The sequence below is a fragment of the Kitasatospora sp. NPDC048194 genome (assembly GCF_043202455.1).
Classification (GTDB): Bacteria; Actinomycetota; Actinomycetes; order Streptomycetales; family Streptomycetaceae; genus Kitasatospora.
This window is the reverse complement of the sequence record NZ_JBIDAK010000041.1, coordinates 19,397-33,668: the sequence shown is the minus strand read 5'-3', so window position 1 is coordinate 33,668 and position 14,272 is coordinate 19,397. Positions and strand designations below refer to the sequence as shown.

The following is a 14,272-nucleotide window of genomic DNA, read 5'->3' as shown; positions in this document are numbered from 1 at the left end:
TCACACCGCCATCGTGTAGACGGACCACACCAGACCCGAGGTCACCGCGATGCCGCCGCCGGCGATCAGCGACATGATGACGGCCTTCTTCCCCTTGGCCGCCAGGGCGCCGCGGTCGGTGTTCTCCCCGACGCCGATGCAGGCCCAGCCGGCCAGGCCGCCGAGGACGGCGAGCGCCAGGCCGCCGCCGGCCACCCAGCCCAGGATCGTGCCGGTCGGGTTCTTCACGTTGTCCGGCAGGGTCGGGGTGTAGTCCGGAATCGGGTTCGCCGGCGCCGGCTTGGGCGTGGGGTCGGCGAGGATGTGCGAGTGGCTGTCGGCGGCGGCGAGGATGTGCTGGTGGCTGTCCATCGCGGCGGACAGGACGTGCAGGAGCTGGCTCATCAGGACGACACTTTCTCGGGAACGTGGACGGGAAGCGGGGCGGCGGCGGGAGCCGGCGCGGCCGGCAACGGGTCACCCCAGGAGGCATGAGCGGAAGCCAGGACTGCCCGGGCGAGCGCGGTAGCCGCCTGCGCCGAGCGGGAGCTGAGCCTAGTGACATCACGCAGGCCGTACGCCCGGATTTGCGGATCATGGTCGACGCGCACCACGGCCGACACCATCGGCGCCAGCATGGTCTCGCCCGCCTTCACCGCCGCTGGCAGCCGGCCGTCAGCGGTCCCGACGAGGGCGACCACCATCCGGTCGAGGGGCAGGCCCTCGGCCGTGGCCGCCATGAGGGCGATCTGGGCCGCCTGCATGCCGGAGGCAGTGGCCGCGACCGCCAGCACGGGGACCGCGAAGGGCAACGCGCACCAGGCCGCCGTCAGTCCGGTACGGCCCTCGGTGCGAGCCGAGACGATGTCGTGCGCCACCGGGTGCGCGGTGTCCGCGACCAGCACCTGCCACCCGCCGGCGGCCGCCAGCTGCTGCCAGGCCGCCGGGGCGTCCGGCAGCCGCAGCGCCGGCGCGCTCCACTCCTGGTGGTCGGTAAGCACCTGCCAGCTCCCGCCGTCAGGAGCGGGGAAGGTGGTGGCGGCCGTGCGGATCTGCCGCCTGGTCAGCGGGAGATGAGGCGGGATGGAGACCAGTCCGGCCCCCGGTTGCTGAGCCCACGCCGGCCAGGGGGACGCGAGCCGGTGGGCGAGGTCTGCGACCACGCTCGATCCGAGCTGACTCATCCCGGTGGCCAGCAGTCCGGCCGTTGTCGTCCGTCCACTGCCGCCTACTGCGGACAGGACGGGGATCAGGATTCGGCTGTGGGTGGGCAGCACCACAGCCGGCTGTGCTCGTCTTGCCAATGCTCCCCCGAATTGCCAATTGCGCCACTGCGCGGGTAAATCCTCCTTGCCTGCTGTCTCGCTGGTCAGTCTAATCTCGCTGTCGAACGTGTGTCCCGAGAGTAATTCTGGTGACGACCAGTCAAGTCACCCCGTGTGAGCAGGACGGGCGGATGGTTCATCCCGATTAACGACAGATTGCGCGATTTGCAACGCCCCTGAACGGGCGGGGGGTCACCGACCAGGGGCTTTATCCGCCGGGCGTGTCGGATGGGGTGTGAGAATGAGGTTGCTCCGCCTGCGACCGGATTGACTCCTGACGGTCAATCAGATCGTTGTGCGTAGAGGAACAGGCGGTATGCGAGGTGGAGGGGGGACGGGAGTGCAAGCGAAACGGGGGCTTGCGGCCGCAGCCGCGGCCATAGCGGCCAGTCCGCTGCTGCTCGGCGTTGGTCTAGTCCTATTCGTCAGTACATTCGATGACCACAAGACCAAGGGGCCCGTGCTGGTCGGCAGCGACTCGCTGCGGGTCGGCGGGGACGGCGTCCCGGGGCAGTACGCCGATCTCATCAGGAACGCGGCCAAGGCCTGCGACCAGGGGCTGAGTGCGGCCGTGCTGGCCGCCCAGCTGCAGCAGGAGAGCGGCTTCGACCCGCACGCCAACAGCGGCCAGGCCCAGGGCATCGCCCAGTTCACGCCGGACACCTGGTCAAGCTGGGGCAACGGCGGCGACGTGTGGAAGCCCGAGGATGCGATCCCCGCGCAAGGGCGGTTCATGTGCTCGCTGTTGAAGACGGCGAAGGAGCACCCCGACTACAGCGGGTCGGCCATCGAGCTGGCGCTGGCCGGCTATAACGCCGGGTGGGGAAGGGTGGACGAGTTCAAGGGCGTGCCGCCGGCGAGCTTCGCCAAGGGGCAGACGTACAACTACGTGCAGAACATCATGGCCCTGGTGCGCAAGTACACCGATGCGTCGACCGGCAACGACACCCCGGTGGACCTGCCGCCCGACTACCAACTCCCCGATGGCACCCCGCAGCAGGTCAAAACCGCCGTGGCGTGGGCGCTGGCCCAGCGCGGCGGGTGGTACCAGTGGGGCGGCAACTGCACCAACCCGCTCGGGGATGCCCCGGACGGCCGGTGCGACTGTTCCAGCCTGATGCAGCAGGCCTACGCCCACGCCGGCGTCGACCTCCCGCGTACGACGTTCGATCAGGTCAAGGCGGGCACCAGGGTGTCGATCAACGATCCGCACCCGGGCGACCTGGTGTTCAGCCCCGGGTCGGACGGCAGCGACGACAGCCCCGGCCACGTGGGCATGTACGTGGGTAACGGCATGGTGGTGGAGGCCCCGCACACCGGTGCGCAGACCAGGGTCGTGCCGTACGACAACTGGAAGAACAGCACGTCGCCGATCAACCGGGTCACCGCGGTGGTCCGGATCGTCGGCTCGTGACCCGAGAGAGGCAGGCGACGATGCACGATGACCAGCTGGTCCTCCCTTGGGGGACCGTCACCCCCGAGTTCTGGTCGGACCTGGCCGAGGACGAGCCGGACGAGCCGCCGGCCTACGAGGAGCCGGCCTTCCTCGCCGAGATGCGGACGGCCGAGCCCGTGCCGGCGGCCGCGCTGCCGGCCCCGGCCCGCGAGGTGCCCACCGCGGTGCTCGGCCCCGTCGCGGTCGGCCAGGCCCCGGCGGCCGCCCCCGCGCCGGTGCAGTCCGAACAGGCCGACTACGCCGGGCGGTTCGCGGCGCTGGCGGAGAAGCTCACCAAGCCGCAGACCAACCTCACGCTGCTACTGGCCAGCTCGGAGGCCATGCACCTGGACCAGGAGCTCACCGACGTGTTCGGCCCGAGCGATCCGAACGTGATCAGCGTTCGCGAACTGCGGGCGCTGATCGCTCACCTGCAGGGCCAGCGCGCCGCGGCCGCCCGCCTGTACCTGCACGTCACCGGCCTGCAGGCCACCGTCGCCGGCGTCGGCCACGACCTGACGAAGGCCAACGCACAACGGACCTTCGCCGAGTGGAAGGCGATCACCGATCCGGTCGAGCGCGCCGCGGTCGGCCGGGACATCCTGCCCATGCTCACCGCCGTGGCCGGCGCCAAGGCCAAGGCCACCCGCGAGGTGCAGGCCGCCCTCGGCGGGTAGCCGCCGCAACCCGTTCGCCAGCCCCCCGAGCCGCCGCCGGCCGGGGGGCTTTCGCATGCCCCGAAACGGCCCCCGAGCGGGTGAATTTTTCCTCGCGTACGCGAGCGCAGAAGGGGGGTATCTGTCCAACTCACCCTGAAATCAAGGCTCTTGACGTGGTTTCGGGTGATGTGTCACGTTCTGTCCCACCCGTTCCCGGGCCACCCGAGAGAGGACCCCCTGATGACCCAGACCCACCCCCAGCCGGTCGACGTACGGCTGATCGGCGGCGAGATCGCCGTCCGCGCCCTCGCCGAGTCGATCGCCGCCACCCCCGGCAGCACCCCGGCGTCCTACGCCCCCAGCCGCAAGGGGTCCGGCCTGCGCGCCTACCTGTCCGTGGTGGTCGACCCGGCCGCCCTGGTCCAGCCTGCCGACCCCGAGCCGAAGGTCTCGCCGACCGCCAAGGCCGACCAGGCCAAGCGCCGGCGCGACCTCGGCGGCGAGCTCGGCGCCCTGGTCCACGGCGAGCGGGCCCTGCGCACCGCGCCGTGGGCCCCGCCGCAGGTGGGCGACGTGCTGCACGTCCACTTCGAAGGGTCGGGCGCCATGCCGGAGTTCGGCGAGACGTACCTGGTCGAGCGCGACGAGTGGGGCGGCCTGGCGCTGCGACTGCTCGCGCTCACCCCGGACGCGCCCAGGTCGGCCGGCGCCTTTGCCGGCCCCGACCCGGACGACCCGCTGTTCACGCCGTGGATGGAGGCCGGCCCGCACCGGCTCACCCTGGTGCGCAACGGCCGGGTGGTCCACGACGGCCCCAACACCCTCTGACCAGCAAGGGAGAGACGACCATGACCCGACTCACCGAGTACCGCGAGGACCAGGCCGCCGGCCGCCTGCGCGTGCCGATCACGAGCTTCCGGTGGGCCGTGCACGCCGGCCTCGCACCCAAGCCCGACGCCGGCCCCGGCCGGTGGTCCCGCGCTGCCGTCGAGGCGATGGACCGCGCTGGCATCGCCTCGGCCACGCCCTACACGCTCAGCGGCAGCCAGGCCGCCGACCGGATCGCCCAGGCGATCGGCCGGCCCAACGAGCCGAGGCAGCGCGCCAACGTGACCGCGTTCGTGGTGCGCCGGCTGATCGGCCGCGGTCTGCTGGTCGACCTGTCCGGCAACCCGGACGGCTCGCTGCTGCACCCAGAGCAGCTCGCCGAGGTGTGCCGACGCGAGGACCTGGCCCGGCTGGTCGCCGAGGAAACCCCGCTCGGCCCCGAGCAGGCCGCCGAGCACCTCGGCATCCGCCGCGCCGACTTCGACCACGTGGTCCGCCTCGGATGGCTCGCCCCCGTCGAGCACTTCGAGGTGCGGTTCGGTACGTCGAAGGCCGGCGCCGTCTACGTCCCCGCGTTCCGCACCGTCGATGTCGACCAGCTGTTCGCGGCGCATCCGGAAGTGGACTGGTCGGCCGTGCGCTCCCTCGGCAAGGGCGCGCGCTCCCCGCTGACCAAGCTCAAGACGGCCGCCATGGCGAGCTGAGTCCGCAGGTCACCGGCCGTGCGGCGGAGTTGAGGACGGTCGCTCGGCGTGCTGGCGCGTCGACGCGCAGGCAGGCTGACGCGCCGTCACCCTTGCGCTACCGCCCCAACTATGCGCATAGTTGGGGCGTCGGGAGGCGCCGGGAATCCGGTCGAAGACCGGGCCCCGGCGTCTCTCGGCTGACCTGAATTCCTGCGGCCGTGGTGACTACCTCGGCCCTAAAGGAGGCATGGAGATGTCCGACACCATCACCGTCACCCGCCTCGCCATCCGGGGTTTCACTGGCGACGAGCCGAAGCCGGAATATGCCGGCGAGGGCGAGGACCGGCGCGCCTGGCTCGCCGCCCGTTACTACAACAAGCTCGCCCCGATCACCGCCGAGGGCGACAAGCTGTCCGCCGCCTTCGACGCAGCCCGGGCCACCGCCGCTCAGCTGTGGGAGGCCCTGGCCACCACCAGCACGGACCAGTGGCTCGCCGCGCACCACCGGTGGGTGCTGGCCGAGGCCGCCGTGACCGAGATCGGCGACCAGGTGGAGCTCTGCCACCGGTCCCACCGGTACACCGAGGATGGCCTGACGCTCAGTGATCACACCTTCGAGACGCTCAACGAGGCCATCAGGCAGACGCCGGGCACCGACTGGCCGGGCGGGGTGCGCGCCTACAGCGACGTGTTCAAGGCCCGCGAGCAGCGCAACGAGCGGGAGCGTCTGGCGGGCAAGACCGCGGCCCACGCCACTGCCCGCTGACCGGAAGCAGCACGATGGCAACCCAGAAGAAAGTCGACGCCGAACTGCGGATCAGACGCGCCGGCGGCACCGTCCGGCGAAACCTGACACTCTCCGCCTCCGCCGTCGAAACCGCGGAGGAGCTGGCCGAAGGCCGTTCACTGTCCTTGATCGTGGACGAGGCCCTCGCCCAGTGGAACGAGCGCACCCGCCGCAGCCGGCGCCGCACACCGCCGCCGTGACGACGTTCACCCGGTGGCTGCCCAGTACTGGGCAGCCACCGGCCAGCCGGTGGGTCACCATCAGGTGAGCGCGTAGGGACCATCGCCTACATCAGCAAGACGCCAGCGCGCTGACATGCCAGCGCGCTGGCGCGCCGAACGGCGGCCCAGACCTCTCACAGCCGGCCGCCCCACCCCAGAAAGGACCGCACCATGCGCGTTCGGATCATCAGCTTCGGCCACCTGCACGGCGAGCGCCCCGCCGAGGCCCACGTCACCGTCGACCTGCGGACCCACTTCCGTGACCCCCACTTCGACCGCGAGCTGACCCAGCTCACCGGCGAGGACCCGCGGGTCGTGGACGCCGTCCTGACCACCCCGGGGTTCGCCGAGGCGATCGACGCCGGCACCGCCGCCGTCCGGGCGTTCGCCTCGGGCCCGGTCGACGCCGACATGGTGGTGGCCGCCGGATGCGGAGGCGGGCGCCACCGGGCCTACGTCTACGCCGTGATCCTGGCCCAGCTGTTGGACGCCGAGGGCTACGAGGTGGTGGTCGAGCACCGCGACGTGCACCGCCCGGTGGTCGAGCGCACCGCCACCGGCGAGCGCATCACCGCGGCCGCCGTCGAGCCGGCCCGCGACAACCTGCCGGCCCCGATCACCGGCGCCGAGGCGGACGGCCAGCTGCGCGAGGACCTGCAGCTGCTCGCCCCGGCCGCCACCGCCGCGCTGCAGCTGCTCGCCGACGCGATCAGCAAGCGCGCCGCCGACCACGACGACGTGGTGGAGGCCATCAAGGCCGCCGGCCTGCACGAGGCCTTCGCGAAGGTCTTCGAGGCCGCCGCCGATTCCGTCTGGGCCCGGCACGACGCCCAGGGCGGCGACCCGTACGACCTGGACGTGCGCCTGACCGTCGACAACCTGAGCGGCGCGGCGGGCGACGTGCGCCGCGCCTTCACCTGGATCTGAGACCCACGCGACCCGACACCGAGGAGAGGCAGGCGATGGCGAACGACAAGGCCAACAACCCGCCGAAGGGCCAGTGCCGGCAGTGCTGGTACCACGCCTATGCCAGCCGCGAGGTGCACGCGCACCTCGGGCCGCGCGAGGACTGCCCGGACTGCGTGGACCACATGGTCAACGGCCACAGGGACATGATCGTCACGTAGCCGGCCCGGGCCTCACCGCCAGCGGGCCAGCGCGCTGGAACGCCAGCACGCCAGCAGGTTGGCGCGCCACTGCTCCGGTGGCCGAGCCAAGCGAGCGGGGCGCCCCGGCCCAATAGCCGGCCGCCCCGCCCCAACCCCAGGAAGGAACCGCCCCGATCGGGCCCGCGAGGCCGGCCGGGCGGACGAGATCCGGCTGCGCCAGGCCCGGGCTCACCTGGCCGAGGCGGTGCTGCGCTTCCACCACGGCGGCGGCCCCTCGCCCGAGGTCACCCGGGTGTGGTGACCGCTCATCTGGCGTCGACGCCAACGTGGCCGCGGTCATCTTCGCCATGACCCTGGTGGCCGCGCGGGCGGTGCAGCTGCTCGATCAGCTCCTCGTGCCGCACGCCCGTGACGTGGTCGACGGTGGCGGCCAGCACGTCCCGGGGCCCGGACGCCTGGGCCTCGCGGGTGAGCGCGCTCGCCTGGGCGGACAGCTCGTCGGCCGCGGCCGACAGCTCGCCGGCGACTTCCGCGAGGTAGGCCCAGCTCCCGCCGGTGACCGCGTTAGCGCAGCGCTGCACCAGGTCGAGCACGTGGGCGTACCGGGCGCCGGTCGCCCGCGCCGCCGGCGTCAGCTCGTCCAGCCGATCGCGGTCCATACCTCGACCGTGCCACGCCCGCCCGGCTACCGCCACCTGCCTGGGGCAACGCCCGGCCGGAGCGGGCCAGCGTGCTGGCGTGCGGGTACGCCAGCACGCCAAAACGCGGCGTCAGCGAAACGCTGACGCCGCGCGGGGGCCACGGGCGGGGTGCAGACCCTCGCCGCCGCTGGCGAACTCCAGCGCGACCTCCAGCGCGAGCTGACGTACGACGGGCTGCGGGCCGCTGAGGCGAAGGGCAGCAAGGGCGGCCGGCGCCCCGCCGTCCCGGCCGGGACGATCGGCGACGTCCGCACCGCGTACCTGGAGGGCAGCTCCATCGCCGCCCTCGCCCGCGACCACGGCGTCAGCCGCGGTGCCATCCGCACCGCCGTCGCCGACCTCCTGCCCGAGCACACCGCCGCCGAGGCGGACGGCCCGGCCCCCGAGCTGCCGGTCACCCTCGACATGCCGGGCAAGGTCGCTGACTTCCTCCGCACCGCCGAGCTGGAGCCCGCCGAACACGCGGTGCTCGACCAGGGCGTGGCCGTACGGCGCGGGCAGGGTTACACCCTGCGCGTCAGCGCAGTCCCCGCGGTGCACCGCCAGCTCCTCGCCCGCTGCCAGCCGCTCGACGGCGGCCACGGCCTCCCGGTGGTTCCGGCCCAGCGCAAGGCCCGCCGCGAGTACGAGAGCCGCGTCAGCTCCCTCGCGCCGACCGGACCATGATCGTTCTCACCGATAACCACGGTTCCATTGATCCCCGAGGCCGGATTTCCCGGGCCTGACCTGGGATGCAATCCTGGTGAGCCCGCCAGCAGAGGAGATCCGGTGTCCTTCCCCGCCCGGGCCGGCGCGGTCGCCGAGCTCGACCTGGCGCCCACCCGCGCCCCGGGACCGTGAGCAGCCGGCGGGGCCGGGCCGTGCGAGCGGGCCCGGGAGGCCGGCCGGGCGGCCGAGATCCGGCTGCGCCGGGCCTGGGCGAACCTGGCCGAGGCGGTGCTGCGCTACCACCACGGCGGCGGGCCCACCCCCGAGGTCACCCGGGTGTGGTGACCGCTCCCCCGGTGGCGGCGCCGTCGACAACGTGACCGCGGTCATCTTCACCACCACCCTGGTGACCGCCCGGGCGGTGCAGCTGCTCGATCAGCTCCTCGTGGCGCACCCCGGTGACGTGGTCGACGGCGGCGGCCCACCGCCACCCACCCGGGCGGCCGGGAACATCGGCGCCGGATCGTGCGCTAGCGGCGGGCTCGGCGAGCCAGCACGCTGGCGCGTTGGCCCGCCAGAACGCCAGAACGCGGTGTCAGCGGACTGCTGACACCGCGCTGGGTGGGGACGAGTCCGGCGTCAGCGCTTCGCTGACGCCGCCTGCTTGGCCGTGCGGGCGCGGGCGCGCTCCTCGATGACGGTATCGACGGCGCGGCGCCGCTGGGTCATCAGCTCCACCACCGCTCGCCGGGCCTCCTCCGCCTCGGCCGCCCGCGGACCGGTGGGCACCGGCAGGTCGGCCGGGTCGCTGGCAATGGCCAGCTTGTAGCGGACCGAGGCGAGCGTCTCGCAGATCGCGGCCGGATCGGGGATCTCCGCGGCACACCGGCGGGCCAGGATGCCGAAGTAATAGGTATGGTCGATGGCCTCGCCGGGCTTGCCGGCCGCGGGCCAGGCCTCGGCGGAGTCGAGCAGCTGGGCGGCCACCTCACGCACCCGGCCAGCATGGTCGACGGCCCACTGCTTCTCGGTCCGCTCGCGCAGCTCCTCGGCCCGGCGGGCGGCTACGTCCCCGCGGCCGGTGCGGGAGCTCTGCAGCAGGCGCTTGGCCCGCGTCTCCGCGCTCTGCCGGGTCCGCAGGTTCTGGGCCCGGGCAACCCGGTCCCAGCTCACCCCCCGCGCGCGAACGTCCCGGACCAGGCCCACCTCGAAACTGTCCAGCTTCTCGCGGGCCTCGACCAGCACGGTGAGGGCGGCCAGCAGAACCTCGTCCGGCACCGGCTCATCGCCGGGGCGGGAGGCGCGCCCGAGCTCGGCCATGGCGTCCTGCAGCAGCCGGAGCGCGGGGACGTAGGACTCGTGGCTGTACCGGCCGGCCAGCAGGGCGCGCGCTGCTTCGAGCCGGTCGAAGGTGTTCGTCTCATCCATGGTGTCAGCATTCCACTGACATGGAACTGGCGTCAGCATTTCGCTGACATCCGGTCCGAACGTGGCGCGCTGGCCTGTCCGCGGGTCAGCGGGTCAGCGGTCCAGCGCGCTGGCGGGAGCAACGGCGAAGGCCTTCACCACCACGGTGGTGAAGGCCTTCGCCGTGCTGGTCTAGCGGCCGCCGAGCTTCTGCTGCAGCAGCTTCTCCGGCGGATGCTTGGCCAGGAACAGCTCCAGCGCCTGCCTGATCCCCTCGCGCTTCTCGATCCCCAACAACTCGCACACGACGCCGAGCTTGGTCTGCAGGTCCTTGGGCGCGTACGTCGACAGGGTTTCCCAGTCAAGCTCGGCCGCCACAGGCGCGGCCTTGGTGGCCCCCGGCTTGGCCGCGGCCTTGCGGGCCGGCTTGCCGCCCGGGCCGCTGTCGCCGACGTTGAGCTCCTCGGGGTTCGCCGTGAGGGGCGTCCGCCCGGCAGGGGTCTTCTGGTGACGCTGGCTCACGCGGCGAGTTCCTTCCTGAACTTGATGATGCGGGCGGCCAGCAGGTCGAAGACCGCGGCCATCTCCTTGCCGGGGCCGGTTCCGTACAGCCGCAGCGGCAGCGCCACGTCGCAGGCGTCCTTGATGACGGCCCGCTCGTGGATCGCCTTGATCGGCTCCCCGTCCGGCCCCTTGGCCGACCAGACCAGGCCGGGGAACTGGTCGGGGATGGTGCCGAGGTGGAATTCGTGGCTGTTGAGCCCGGGCCGGTAGTGCGTGGGGACGACCAGTCCCACGTGCAGGTCGGGGTTACCGAGGGCCTCGGCCTTGCGCTTGATGAAGTCGGATACGCGGATGGCGCCTTCCACCCCGTCGTACTCGGTCTCGACGGCGAGGATCACCATGTCGACGGCCGCGAGGGCCAGCTGGGTGAGGTGGCCGAGATTCGGAGGGGTGTCGAACAGGGAGATCCGGCCCGCGTCCACGTCACCGATGGCCGTCTTCAACCGCAGGTGCGCGCCGGCCTCCAACTCCGTGATCCGATTTTCGAGATCAAAGCGGGCGCCGGCCACGCGGATTCGCTGGCTGTAGATGCTCTCCACCCGCCGCACCGTGCCGTCCGGCTGCTCCTCCGTCTCCACGCCCCACCCGCACGGCCGCAGCGCGTCGATCACACAGCCCGGCTCTTCGGCCTTGATCGCCTCGCTGATCGACACGTCCGAGGTGGTGGGCCGGGCGGCCAGGCGCCGGCTGGCGTTGCCCTGGGGGTCCAGCTCGTATACGTCGACGTCCTCGCCGGCCTCGGCCAACGCGGCCGCGGTGTTCACCACCAGCGCGGTCTTGGCACTGCCACCCTTGTTGTTGCACACCGCGATGCGCAAGCCATCCTTGCGTCGCCGGCGGCCGGTCCCCCGGACCGTTCTGCGGACCATCCCGTCACCTTCCTCTCCGTGGCCGTACGCCGTGGACACCATGCCACACGCAGGCCTGCGTCCACACCGGCGCCGCCGGTCCGCCGGGGCTGTGACCAGGGAGGATGATCCGCTCGGGCGTGCGGGCGCACTGGCGTGTCCGCACGTCAGCGCGCTGGCACGCACGTGCGCGGGCACGGAGAAGCCCGCCTCCCTGCTGCTCCGGGAGGCGGGCTTCGGTACGGGGGTCAGGCCACGCGCGGCACGAACCTCAGACCGGGGTCGGGCTCGGCCAGGGCGAGCTGGGCGTCCGCCTCGAAGGCTCGGCCGAGGGCCTGCAGCACCTCCATGCTGGGGTCGACGGCAGAGTCCTCGATGTCCTCGACCACCTCGGTGGCCAGGCCGGCCGCCTCGGCGAGCTGCTCGTGCGACCAGCCGCGGGCGGTGCGCTGCTCGTAGACGGCGCCGGCCAGCGCCATCCGCCAGCCGGCGGCGACGTAGGCCGGGTGCTCCTCCCACCCGCCGGTCGCCATCGACCACCGGGTGTGCACGTCGCTGGCCCTGCTCATCGCCGGCCCTCCTTCACGCTGCGGCTCCACACATCATCATGCTCCCCGGGCGCCCCGTGATGCTCCTCGCACGCCTTCCGCGCCCGGTAGGCCCGCTCCTTCGCGGGCCGGTCGTTGTCCCGCCGCTTGCGGAACGCGGTCAGCAGCACCGCGGCCGGCCGGTCCGGCGGGAACCAGTAGGTGATCCGGTACGGGCCGGGCCGCAGCTCCAACACCCCGGACTCCAGCCGCTTGGCGTACGGCTCGGTGAGCTCGCGGCCCTGGACGGCCAGCAGCTCGGCGAAGCGGAGCACGGCGGCGAACTCCTGGTCCGCGAGGGTCTCCAGCCACAGCCGCACCTCCTCTTCCACCTCGATGTCGAGCAGGTCGGCGCCGGCGGTCAGCTGCTCGCGGATGCCCAGCAGCCAGCGGTGCCTACGCGCGGGCGTCGCCACGGCTCACCTCCTGCAGCGCGGCCAGGTCCTGGACCACGATCTGCCGGCGCTCGGTGGTGACGACGCCCTGGCCCCGGAGCAACCGGAGGGTTCGCACGATCGCCTCGCGGGACGCGCCCGCCCAGTCGGCCAGGTCCTGCTGGGTCAGCGGAAGCCGCACGGCGCCCGTCTCCGCGTCGGTAGCGCCGATCTGCGGTGCCAGGGCGACCAGTTGCGCGGCGACTCGCTGGGCGACGGTGTGCGTGGCCAACTCCAGCCGCGCCTGGTCGGATTCGCGCAGCCGCCGGCCGATGATCCCGAACACCGCGGCCGCGGCCGCGGGGTGCTCCCCCACCAGCGCCCGGAAGTCGGCGCCGGCCACGGTGAGCGCCGTCACGCCGGTCAGGGCGATCACCGATGCGGTGCGCGGCGTGCCGCACAGGGCGGCCTGCTCGCCGAGGACATCCGGCGCGCTGCTCAGGGCGAGAACGATCCCGGCCTCGTCGGTGCTGTTCCGCAGCGTGACCTTGACGCTTCCGGCGCGCAGCATCACCACCTGGTCGGAGAGGTCGCCCTGGTGGAGGATGACCTGGCCGGCCCGGTATCTGACTTCGGCGCCGACGCCGTTCTCGGTGGCGAGGGCCTGCAGGATCGTGGCGTGCTCCGTCACCGGGTCGCCTCCAGCTCGCGCAGCGCGGCCTCCTCCGCGTGCTGGTCGGCCACGCTGCCGAGGGCGCCGAAGTCGACGCGCAGGCGCTGGATGGCCACGCGCCGGCGGGCCAGGTCGAGCCGCCGGTCGAGCGGGGCCGGCGCCCCGCGGCGGGCGGCGTCCAGGTACTCCTGGGTGAGGATGCCGACTTCGAGCATCTCCCGCTGCAGGCCGTCTGTGTCGGCCTGGGCCTGGCGCAACTGCCGCTCGCGCCAGGCCCGGTATTCCTGGTGGACGTAGCCGCGCGGGTCGGCCGTCCAGGCCGGCGCCTCGGGGCCGAGCGGGCCGAGGTGGCCGCCGCGGGCGCGGTCGTGCTCCAGCAGGGCGGTGGCGGTCTTCTCCGCGTTCTGCAGCGCCTGCTCGGCCAGGAAGTCGGCCGTCTCGCTGGACACGGCGTCGCGCGGGCCGGCCTGCAGCGCGCTGCGGTCGGACAGCGCGGCCTGGCGCAGCAGCCACGGGCGGTGGCGCTCCAGCCGGCTGCCGGTGCCGGTCAGGTCTGCGGCGATGTTGAGCAGGGCCTGGGTTTCGGTGATCTGGTCGGGCGCGTGCTCGTACGCCTCGGCCGGGGTGGGCGTGGTCACTGGGGCGTCTCCTGGCGGTCTCGGGCGGGTTCGGGCTGCGGGCGGTCGCACCAGCGGCAGGTGCCGGTGCGGACGGTGGTCCGGCCGCCGCAGTAGCAGCAGGTGCCGGTGGCGGTGACCGGGCCGCGTCCGGCCTGGCAGGCCGGACACAGGTCCTCCGGCTCCGGCGGGGCGAACGGGTCGTCCCACACGTCGAACGGCTTGTGCTTGGTGATCCGCCAGCCGATCCGCTCCGCCTGTTGCTGGGCAGTGCCTTCGGGGGCGCCGGGTGTCACGGTCGCGTAGAACGCGGCCAGGCACTGGGGGGTGTCGCAGCGCACGACGTGGATATGGACATCCAGGCTCACGGCCGGCTCCACGCTGCGTACTCGGTGCGGACGTAGGCAGCGAGGCCGCCGGGGGCTTCCCAGTGCGGGGAGGTGGGGCCGTGCTCGCCGCGCCAGGGGCCGGCCTCGGCCAGGTCCTCGCCGCTGGTCAGCGCGTCGTGGCGCATCAGGTCGTAGGCGTCCTGCGCGGCCGCGCGGGCCAGGCGGTCGACCAGCTCGGTGGCCTGGTCCTGCTCGACCGCGGCCAGGTGGGACCGGTCGGACAGGGCGGCCTGGCGCAGGCGGAACTCGCGCTCGGCGTCCGGCTCCAACCGGTCGGCCAGGAACTCGCCGGCCATGGCCAGGACCAGCGGCGCCTCGTCCAGCAGGTCGGGGGCTCCGGCGTAGGCGCTGGCCGGGGCCGGGGCGCCGAAGCCGTAAGGGTCGGGGGTCTGCATCGTGCCTCTTCCTCGTGCGGGGCCGCCCGGGCCGGGCGGT

Annotated in this window: 22 protein-coding genes; 10 read left to right on the top strand and 12 right to left on the bottom strand. The window is 73.1% G+C overall.

Annotation, left to right across the window (positions count from 1 at the left end; genetic code table 11):
• Both ACGF07_RS31985 and ACGF07_RS31980 read right to left on the bottom strand, forming a co-directional pair.
• Positions 1-384, bottom strand: a complete 384-nt coding sequence (locus ACGF07_RS31985) for a hypothetical protein (protein ID WP_392904505.1) — start codon at positions 382-384, stop codon at positions 1-3.
• Positions 384-1,283, bottom strand: a complete 900-nt coding sequence (locus ACGF07_RS31980; protein WP_392904502.1) for a hypothetical protein — start codon at positions 1,281-1,283, stop codon at positions 384-386. Before ACGF07_RS31980 ends, ACGF07_RS31985 begins: the two co-directional genes overlap by 1 nt.
• A gap of 481 nt (positions 1,284-1,764) precedes the next feature.
• Here ACGF07_RS31980 and ACGF07_RS31975 point away from each other — a divergent pair, with 481 nt between their 5' ends.
• The 8 genes from ACGF07_RS31975 to ACGF07_RS31940 all read left to right on the top strand — a co-directional run bounded on the left by ACGF07_RS31975 (position 1,765) and on the right by ACGF07_RS31940 (position 7,047).
• Complete coding sequence (locus ACGF07_RS31975; RefSeq protein ID WP_392904500.1) at positions 1,765-2,718, top strand: NlpC/P60 family protein; 954 nt, start codon at positions 1,765-1,767, stop codon at positions 2,716-2,718.
• 20 nt (positions 2,719-2,738) lie between these two features.
• Positions 2,739-3,416 (top strand): hypothetical protein, encoded by a 678-nt coding sequence (locus tag ACGF07_RS31970; protein WP_392904497.1) that lies wholly within the window; start codon positions 2,739-2,741, stop codon positions 3,414-3,416.
• Between the two features lie 222 nt (positions 3,417-3,638).
• Positions 3,639-4,226, top strand: coding sequence for a hypothetical protein (locus ACGF07_RS31965; RefSeq protein ID WP_392904495.1), 588 nt, complete (start codon positions 3,639-3,641; stop codon positions 4,224-4,226).
• A 20-nt stretch (positions 4,227-4,246) separates the two neighbouring features.
• A complete protein-coding gene (locus tag ACGF07_RS31960; protein WP_392904492.1) occupies positions 4,247-4,930 on the top strand; it encodes a hypothetical protein in 684 nt (227 codons plus the stop codon).
• A 235-nt stretch (positions 4,931-5,165) separates the two neighbouring features.
• On the top strand, positions 5,166-5,678 hold the full coding sequence (locus ACGF07_RS31955) for a hypothetical protein (protein ID WP_392904489.1): 513 nt from the start codon (positions 5,166-5,168) through the stop codon (positions 5,676-5,678).
• Positions 5,679-5,692: 14 nt separating this feature from the next.
• A complete protein-coding gene (locus tag ACGF07_RS31950) occupies positions 5,693-5,899 on the top strand; it encodes a hypothetical protein (RefSeq protein ID WP_392904486.1) in 207 nt (68 codons plus the stop codon).
• A 192-nt stretch (positions 5,900-6,091) separates the two neighbouring features.
• Complete coding sequence (locus ACGF07_RS31945) at positions 6,092-6,847, top strand: hypothetical protein (protein ID WP_392904484.1); 756 nt, start codon at positions 6,092-6,094, stop codon at positions 6,845-6,847.
• Positions 6,848-6,882: 35 nt separating this feature from the next.
• The gene (locus ACGF07_RS31940; RefSeq protein WP_392904481.1) at positions 6,883-7,047 is read left to right on the top strand and encodes a pRL2-8; all 165 of its coding nucleotides are present in this window, start codon (positions 6,883-6,885) and stop codon (positions 7,045-7,047) included.
• A 287-nt stretch (positions 7,048-7,334) separates the two neighbouring features.
• On the opposite strand, the gene ACGF07_RS31935 is transcribed toward ACGF07_RS31940, so the two are convergent.
• Complete coding sequence (locus ACGF07_RS31935; RefSeq protein ID WP_392904479.1) at positions 7,335-7,688, bottom strand: hypothetical protein; 354 nt, start codon at positions 7,686-7,688, stop codon at positions 7,335-7,337.
• 150 nt (positions 7,689-7,838) lie between these two features.
• On the opposite strand from ACGF07_RS31935, the gene ACGF07_RS31930 reads away from it, so the two are divergent.
• Both ACGF07_RS31930 and ACGF07_RS31925 read left to right on the top strand, forming a co-directional pair.
• Positions 7,839-8,396 carry a hypothetical protein gene (locus ACGF07_RS31930; RefSeq protein ID WP_392904477.1) on the top strand — a complete coding sequence of 186 codons (558 nt, stop codon included), beginning with the start codon at positions 7,839-7,841 and terminating at the stop codon, positions 8,394-8,396.
• A gap of 358 nt (positions 8,397-8,754) precedes the next feature.
• Positions 8,755-8,988 (top strand): hypothetical protein, encoded by a 234-nt coding sequence (locus ACGF07_RS31925; protein WP_392904475.1) that lies wholly within the window; start codon positions 8,755-8,757, stop codon positions 8,986-8,988.
• A gap of 29 nt (positions 8,989-9,017) precedes the next feature.
• Here ACGF07_RS31925 and ACGF07_RS31920 read toward each other — a convergent pair whose 3' ends face one another.
• From ACGF07_RS31920 to ACGF07_RS31880, 9 genes are all read right to left on the bottom strand, one after another.
• Positions 9,018-9,806, bottom strand: a complete 789-nt coding sequence (locus ACGF07_RS31920) for a hypothetical protein (protein WP_392904473.1) — start codon at positions 9,804-9,806, stop codon at positions 9,018-9,020.
• Between the two features lie 171 nt (positions 9,807-9,977).
• Positions 9,978-10,307: a hypothetical protein gene (locus ACGF07_RS31915; RefSeq protein WP_392904471.1), complete on the bottom strand. Its 330-nt coding sequence runs from the start codon at positions 10,305-10,307 to the stop codon at positions 9,978-9,980.
• The gene (locus tag ACGF07_RS31910) at positions 10,304-11,167 is read right to left on the bottom strand and encodes a ParA family protein (RefSeq protein ID WP_392904468.1); all 864 of its coding nucleotides are present in this window, start codon (positions 11,165-11,167) and stop codon (positions 10,304-10,306) included. The genes ACGF07_RS31915 and ACGF07_RS31910 overlap by 4 nt, the downstream gene beginning before the upstream one ends.
• A 278-nt stretch (positions 11,168-11,445) precedes the next feature.
• The gene (locus ACGF07_RS31905) at positions 11,446-11,766 is read right to left on the bottom strand and encodes a helix-turn-helix domain-containing protein (protein WP_392904466.1); all 321 of its coding nucleotides are present in this window, start codon (positions 11,764-11,766) and stop codon (positions 11,446-11,448) included.
• Positions 11,763-12,200: a type II toxin-antitoxin system RelE/ParE family toxin gene (locus ACGF07_RS31900; RefSeq protein ID WP_392904464.1), complete on the bottom strand. Its 438-nt coding sequence runs from the start codon at positions 12,198-12,200 to the stop codon at positions 11,763-11,765. Before ACGF07_RS31900 ends, ACGF07_RS31905 begins: the two co-directional genes overlap by 4 nt.
• Entirely contained in the window at positions 12,181-12,849 is a 669-nt protein-coding gene (locus tag ACGF07_RS31895; protein WP_392904462.1) for a Crp/Fnr family transcriptional regulator, read from the bottom strand. The genes ACGF07_RS31900 and ACGF07_RS31895 overlap by 20 nt, the downstream gene beginning before the upstream one ends.
• The gene (locus ACGF07_RS31890) at positions 12,846-13,469 is read right to left on the bottom strand and encodes a hypothetical protein (protein WP_392904459.1); all 624 of its coding nucleotides are present in this window, start codon (positions 13,467-13,469) and stop codon (positions 12,846-12,848) included. The genes ACGF07_RS31895 and ACGF07_RS31890 overlap by 4 nt, the downstream gene beginning before the upstream one ends.
• Complete coding sequence (locus ACGF07_RS31885; RefSeq protein ID WP_392904457.1) at positions 13,466-13,816, bottom strand: hypothetical protein; 351 nt, start codon at positions 13,814-13,816, stop codon at positions 13,466-13,468. The genes ACGF07_RS31890 and ACGF07_RS31885 overlap by 4 nt, the downstream gene beginning before the upstream one ends.
• Complete coding sequence (locus ACGF07_RS31880; protein ID WP_392904455.1) at positions 13,813-14,232, bottom strand: hypothetical protein; 420 nt, start codon at positions 14,230-14,232, stop codon at positions 13,813-13,815. The genes ACGF07_RS31885 and ACGF07_RS31880 overlap by 4 nt, the downstream gene beginning before the upstream one ends.
• Between the last annotated feature and the right edge of the window lie 40 nt (positions 14,233-14,272).

Excerpts from the sequence above, each read along its gene's own strand:
- ACGF07_RS31985 (WP_392904505.1), bottom strand. The coding sequence starts at position 384 with ATGAGCCAGCTCCTGCACGTCCTGTCCGCCGCGATGGACAGCCACCAG.
- ACGF07_RS31970 (WP_392904497.1), top strand. The coding sequence starts at position 2,739 with ATGCACGATGACCAGCTGGTCCTCCCTTGGGGGACCGTCACCCCCGAG.
- ACGF07_RS31965 (WP_392904495.1), top strand. The coding sequence starts at position 3,639 with ATGACCCAGACCCACCCCCAGCCGGTCGACGTACGGCTGATCGGCGGC.
- ACGF07_RS31960 (WP_392904492.1), top strand. The coding sequence starts at position 4,247 with ATGACCCGACTCACCGAGTACCGCGAGGACCAGGCCGCCGGCCGCCTG.
- ACGF07_RS31955 (WP_392904489.1), top strand. The coding sequence starts at position 5,166 with ATGTCCGACACCATCACCGTCACCCGCCTCGCCATCCGGGGTTTCACT.
- ACGF07_RS31950 (WP_392904486.1), top strand. The coding sequence starts at position 5,693 with ATGGCAACCCAGAAGAAAGTCGACGCCGAACTGCGGATCAGACGCGCC.
- ACGF07_RS31945 (WP_392904484.1), top strand. The coding sequence starts at position 6,092 with ATGCGCGTTCGGATCATCAGCTTCGGCCACCTGCACGGCGAGCGCCCC.
- ACGF07_RS31940 (WP_392904481.1), top strand. The coding sequence starts at position 6,883 with ATGGCGAACGACAAGGCCAACAACCCGCCGAAGGGCCAGTGCCGGCAG.
- ACGF07_RS31935 (WP_392904479.1), bottom strand. The coding sequence starts at position 7,688 with ATGGACCGCGATCGGCTGGACGAGCTGACGCCGGCGGCGCGGGCGACC.
- ACGF07_RS31920 (WP_392904473.1), bottom strand. The coding sequence starts at position 9,806 with ATGGATGAGACGAACACCTTCGACCGGCTCGAAGCAGCGCGCGCCCTG.
- ACGF07_RS31905 (WP_392904466.1), bottom strand. The coding sequence starts at position 11,766 with ATGAGCAGGGCCAGCGACGTGCACACCCGGTGGTCGATGGCGACCGGC.
- ACGF07_RS31880 (WP_392904455.1), bottom strand. The coding sequence starts at position 14,232 with ATGCAGACCCCCGACCCTTACGGCTTCGGCGCCCCGGCCCCGGCCAGC.